The sequence below is a fragment of the Jiangella asiatica genome (assembly GCF_004349065.1).
GTDB classification, from domain to species: Bacteria; Actinomycetota; Actinomycetes; order Jiangellales; family Jiangellaceae; genus Jiangella; species Jiangella asiatica.
In genome coordinates, this window is sequence record NZ_SMKZ01000109.1 from 1 (window position 1) to 4,582 (window position 4,582).

Sequence of the window (4,582 nt, forward strand, 5' to 3'; positions counted from 1 at the left end):
GCGGGAGTCCAAGGGAGCAGAAGCGGTCCAGCGAGACAGAGCGGCGTAACAACCCATGCCGGTGCCCAGTTGACCGTGACGACGGACACGCTGCTCGAAAAGGAGAATCATGGAGTTTCGCACGCTGGGTGGCTCTGGAGCGAAGGCGTCGGTCATCGCCCTTGGCACGTGGCTGAGTCACGATGGTGGAGAGAGCGCGCACGAAGCGATCAAGACCACACGTCGTGCCTACGAGCTCGGTGTGAATCTCTTCGACACGGCGAACGAGTACCAGCACGGTCGTGCCGAGGAAGTCCTCGGGGAAGCATTGCGGGGTGTTCGGCGCGAATCGTTCATGGTCGCGACCAAAGTCTGCTATCCGATGGGCGACACACCGCTCGACAGTGGCCTGTCGCGCAAGCACATCATGGGCCAGGTCGACCTGTCCTTGCGCCGGCTCGGGCTCGACTACATCGATCTGTACCAGTGCCACGACTTCGACCGAGAGACACCGGTCGATGAGACGGCGCGGGCCATGAATGACCTCGTAGCGTCCGGCAAGATCATTTACTGGGGCGTCTCGAACTGGGACTCCGAGCAGCTCCGGCGTGTGGTCACGCTCTGTCGCGAACGCAACTGGGTCGCGCCCGTGACCAATCAGCTCCAGTACTCGGCACTCTGGCGACTGATCGAGAAGAGAATACTTCCGACCTGCCGGGAGTTGGACGTCGGCGTGCTGTCGTGGTCGCCGCTGGCCATGGGGGTGCTAACCGGCAAGTACACCTCGGGCGCGCCACCTGAGAGTGGCACTCGTGCACACAAGGGCGTTGGCAAGCTGGACTGGCTCTTGGCGAAGTTCACAGATCCGCAGGTGCTGCGAGCGGTCGAGACGGCAAGGTCCGCGGCAGCTGAGGCCGGTCTGAGCCTGGCAGAGGCGGCCGTCCGATGGTGCCTGCGGGAGGCGGCAGTCGCGAGCGTCGTCACGGGCGCGTCGAGTCCGGCGCAGGTCGAGCAGAACGTGGCCGCGGGCGACCTGACGCCTCCGGTCGATCTCTTCGACGAAATCGACCGGATTCTCCGACCTGTAGAAGCACGCCCGCCGGCGTGGTACCCCGGGGTCTCGGAACTGTCGACGGCGTGATTTCCTCGCGTCCGGTACTCAGAGCAGAGCCAGGGTTCCTCCATCCACGAGCACCGTTGAGCCCGTCATCAGGATGGACAGGTCGCAGGCGCAGAACAATACGACGCGGGCGATGTCGTCCGGCACGCCGTCACGGCCCAGTGGTCTGACCTGATGAGCGTCGATGGCGTCGAAGCCCGCGCCGGCTATCTCCTCGCGACTTCGCTGTAGCCCTGGCGTCTCGATCGTGGTCGGAGCCACGGCGAGGACGCGTATGCCGTGGCCGCCGAGCTGCGCCGCGAGCGACTTGGTAAGACCTCGGACCGCATGTTTCGCAGAGATGTACTCAGCCCCACAGGTGGGGTTGGCCCGATAGGCAGCGACCGATGCCACATTGACGATCACACCGGGGTCGCCGGCGGCCACCATACGGGCCGCAGCCTCACGAGCACCGAAGTAGGCACCATTGAGGTTCACGTCGATCACGGCCCGCCATTGAGCGGTCGTGAGTTCGAGGAACGGGACGGCAGGGTAGATGCCCGCGTTGTTGACCCAGATGTGCAGACCGCCGAATTCCGCGACCGTGTCGTCGGCGAAGTGACGGACCGCGTCCTCGTCAGCGACATCAACGTGCAGGCCGATCACCTTGCGGTCGTAGCTGCTCTGGAGCTGGGCTACGGCAGCACCAAGTGCGACGTCGTCGATGTCAGCCAGCGCTATGTCGGCGCCGGCCTCGGCCAGCCTCCGCGCGATCGCCAGGCCGATGCCTTGGGCGCCGCCGGTGACAACGGCAACCCGCCTAGCCAGCGATGTCAACTCAGCGATACTGCGTTCGCTGACATCCCGAACGGAAACCACTGGCTCACCCTCGAACGCCATCGAACAGCACGTAGGGAGCCGAAGGAGTGGGTCGGAAATCCTCAAGCTCATTCGACCATGCCGTCAGCTGCGCTCGATGGTGGAGTGGGCCGTGTGGGACTTGCTCCTGAATGAGGTTCTGGGCCTCCATGAGCTGCCGGGTCCGCTCGCTCTCGTCCGGCGCCGAGAGCGCACCGTCGAGAAGGGCCTCGATCTGATCGAGTTCTGGTGCGTCCCAATGAAGCAGCTGACGCGGCACGAACCCGTACCACTGCCAGCGGATCTGGAACTCCAGGTCCGAGGCGCCGAGGGCAGTGGCGTCGGCACTGGTCAGGAACATGCTGTAGGTGCCTTCGCTTAGGCGGCCTACGAGCGAGACGAACTCGCCGGGCGTCATGCGCGGATTCAGGCCGATGTCGCGGAGATTCTGCTCGATAATGGGGCTCTGGGCGGTGTAGATGTGCATGTTGGGAACGAGGATCTCGATGTCGAGGTCCGGGCCGGAGTAACCTGACCTGGCGACGAGATCTTGTGCCCGATCCGGATCGTAGCTGTAGATCGTGTCAGGTACGGCATAGTCCGGAGTGTTCGGGCGGAAGTAGCTCTCCCAAGCCGGTTCCGCCTGGCCAAAGAACGCCGTCTCGGTAATCGCGTCCCGGTCGATGGCGTACAACACTGCCTGGCGTATGCGAACGTCATCGAAAGGGGGCTTCCCGCAGTGAAAGACGATAGATGTCGGGCTGTTTCCCTCGACCGCCTCGATGTTGATGGTGTCAACGTTGTTCAGTTCCGTGTGCGCACTGTAGGGAACGTCGATGATCACGGCCGAGTCACCGGTGCGCAGGCTGGCGATGCGAGCACTCTCGTCAGTGACGATGTTGAAATCGATGCTGTCGTAGGTGATCTGCCTGGGGCCCACGTAGGCGGTGTGGCGCGAGAGGCTCACGCGGTCGGACGTGGCCGCACTGATGGCGTACGGGCCAGTGCCTATCGGTTGCAGTGTGAGCGCGTCTGGCGATGACGTGACGGCTGCCTCCGACAGTACTTTGACCATGGCCAGACGTAGAGGCAGCAAGGTGGTCGGCCGCGTGAGCTCGATCTCCACCTCGTGGTCGCCCGATGCTCGCACGCTAGCAATGATGTCGAAAAATCCAGCGTAGAGCGGACTGGTCTCCGGATTGATGATGCGATTGAGTGTGAAGGCGACATCGCCCGCGGTGACCGGGCTGCCGTCGTGGAAGACCGCGTCGTTCCGAATTTGGATACGGTAGTGAGTGGGGCTGGCGGCCTCGGGCAGGTCGAGGGCTAGGTCGGGTTCGAGCGCGGCTCTCGGGGGGAACGGATCGAGCCGATAAAGGCCTTGGTAGATGTAGTCGTTGATGGTGAGCGCGGAAGCAGAACTGTCGCTTTGCGGGTCCAACGCAGTGAACGTCCCGCTGAGTGCGGCCATCACGGCCCCACCAGCATCAGAAGACGGCGAGTCGGTGCCGTCAGTGGCGTCCGCAGAGCAGCCGCCCACGAAGGCCGGCCCCAATGTCATCGCTCCGAGACCGATGCCCGACGCTGTCTGTAGGAATGCTCGACGCGTAACCGCGTCGGTGGATTGGCGCGTGTAGATCCTGCTGTCCATCATCTTGATCGCCGCCCTTGCGTGCAAGCGCCAAGCTGATTGAACAATTGATTCGAACTGAGTGTATGGCGAGTATCCAGCAAGCGTCAAGGCGGCATCTCTGGTCGACGACGGCGTGGAGTTCGTCAAATAACTCCAGCCGCCGACCAAGTCGATGGCCGTTACGGTGGCGTGCGTCACAGCCATCGACAGGTCGTATCGGATTTCGTACGCGGGTGGCCAACCGGATGATCCCGTGAGGTGGAGAGTTGTTCACTCAGGCTCGATTGATCTCATCTCTTTTGCAGTGATTCGCGCCCGCCCAGTTGCCGCGTCGGCGGCTCGTTCTTCAGGCCTGAGCCGTCCCATCCTCGGGACGGTAAGCAAAAGCAAACTCCGAGAGATCCGCCACCTGGTGAACTCTGACGATCTTTCCCCCACGGAAGTCGATGACGATGGCGAACTCCTTGTTCCGTGCCATCACGTCGGTCTTCTTGATCCGGTAGCGCTCCGCGCCCAGGATGACGACCCGGTTACTCTGGCCGATGAACTCGGGCGGACGCTCGTAGTCGATCTGGTCCACGAGGCCGGGGTCCTCCTTGGTGTAGACCTCGAGTACTCGTGCCTTGCCACGGTGCTCCGCCGGGTAGGTGGGCAGTCCCCAACCCTCTGGTCCTTCGATCTTGAACACCACATCGTCGGCCATCATGTCGAAGTAGGTCTGGAAGTCATCGAGCGTCCGCTCCGACGACTTCGTGTTGACCCAGAGATCGGTCCACAGCTTCTCGACGATGGCGACATAGTCGTTGTTCAGGTCGCTTTCCGGCATCTCGGATCTCCTTGTCGGAAGTTGGCCGTTGAAAGGTCTGTGGGGGCAGGGCCTATGCAGGCCCAGAGTGACTCAGATCATAGGTTCGTGCGCTCTGGGCTTCGAGGGGACGTTTTTCTGCTGCTGTCATGTCGGAACTCGCTCCTGCGGCGCGCCGTGCTTCGAGATCTTGGTCGTTCGGCCAACT

Annotated in this window: 4 protein-coding genes; 1 reads left to right on the forward strand and 3 read right to left on the reverse strand. The window is 62.8% G+C overall.

All coding sequences use genetic code 11. The features are described from left to right. The first annotated feature begins 109 nt into the window (after positions 1 to 109). Positions 110 to 1,120 carry an aldo/keto reductase gene (locus tag E1269_RS31860; RefSeq protein WP_131902257.1) on the forward strand — a complete coding sequence of 337 codons (1,011 nt, stop codon included), beginning with the start codon at positions 110 to 112 and terminating at the stop codon, positions 1,118 to 1,120. Positions 1,121 to 1,138: 18 nt separating this feature from the next. On the opposite strand, the gene E1269_RS31865 is transcribed toward E1269_RS31860, so the two are convergent. From E1269_RS31865 to E1269_RS31875, 3 genes are all read right to left on the reverse strand, one after another. After that, on the reverse strand, positions 1,139 to 1,978 hold the full coding sequence (locus E1269_RS31865; RefSeq protein WP_131902259.1) for an SDR family NAD(P)-dependent oxidoreductase: 840 nt from the start codon (positions 1,976 to 1,978) through the stop codon (positions 1,139 to 1,141). Further along, a complete protein-coding gene (locus tag E1269_RS31870) occupies positions 1,962 to 3,773 on the reverse strand; it encodes an ABC transporter substrate-binding protein (RefSeq protein ID WP_131902261.1) in 1,812 nt (603 codons plus the stop codon). Before E1269_RS31870 ends, E1269_RS31865 begins: the two co-directional genes overlap by 17 nt. Before the next feature lie 142 nt (positions 3,774 to 3,915). Further along, on the reverse strand, positions 3,916 to 4,395 hold the full coding sequence (locus E1269_RS31875) for a nuclear transport factor 2 family protein (RefSeq protein ID WP_131902263.1): 480 nt from the start codon (positions 4,393 to 4,395) through the stop codon (positions 3,916 to 3,918). Between the last annotated feature and the right edge of the window lie 187 nt (positions 4,396 to 4,582).

Excerpts from the sequence above, each read along its gene's own strand:
- E1269_RS31860 (WP_131902257.1), top strand. The coding sequence starts at position 110 with ATGGAGTTTCGCACGCTGGGTGGCTCTGGAGCGAAGGCGTCGGTCATC.
- E1269_RS31865 (WP_131902259.1), bottom strand. The coding sequence starts at position 1,978 with ATGGCGTTCGAGGGTGAGCCAGTGGTTTCCGTTCGGGATGTCAGCGAA.
- E1269_RS31870 (WP_131902261.1), bottom strand. The coding sequence starts at position 3,773 with ATGGCTGTGACGCACGCCACCGTAACGGCCATCGACTTGGTCGGCGGC.
- E1269_RS31875 (WP_131902263.1), bottom strand. The coding sequence starts at position 4,395 with ATGCCGGAAAGCGACCTGAACAACGACTATGTCGCCATCGTCGAGAAG.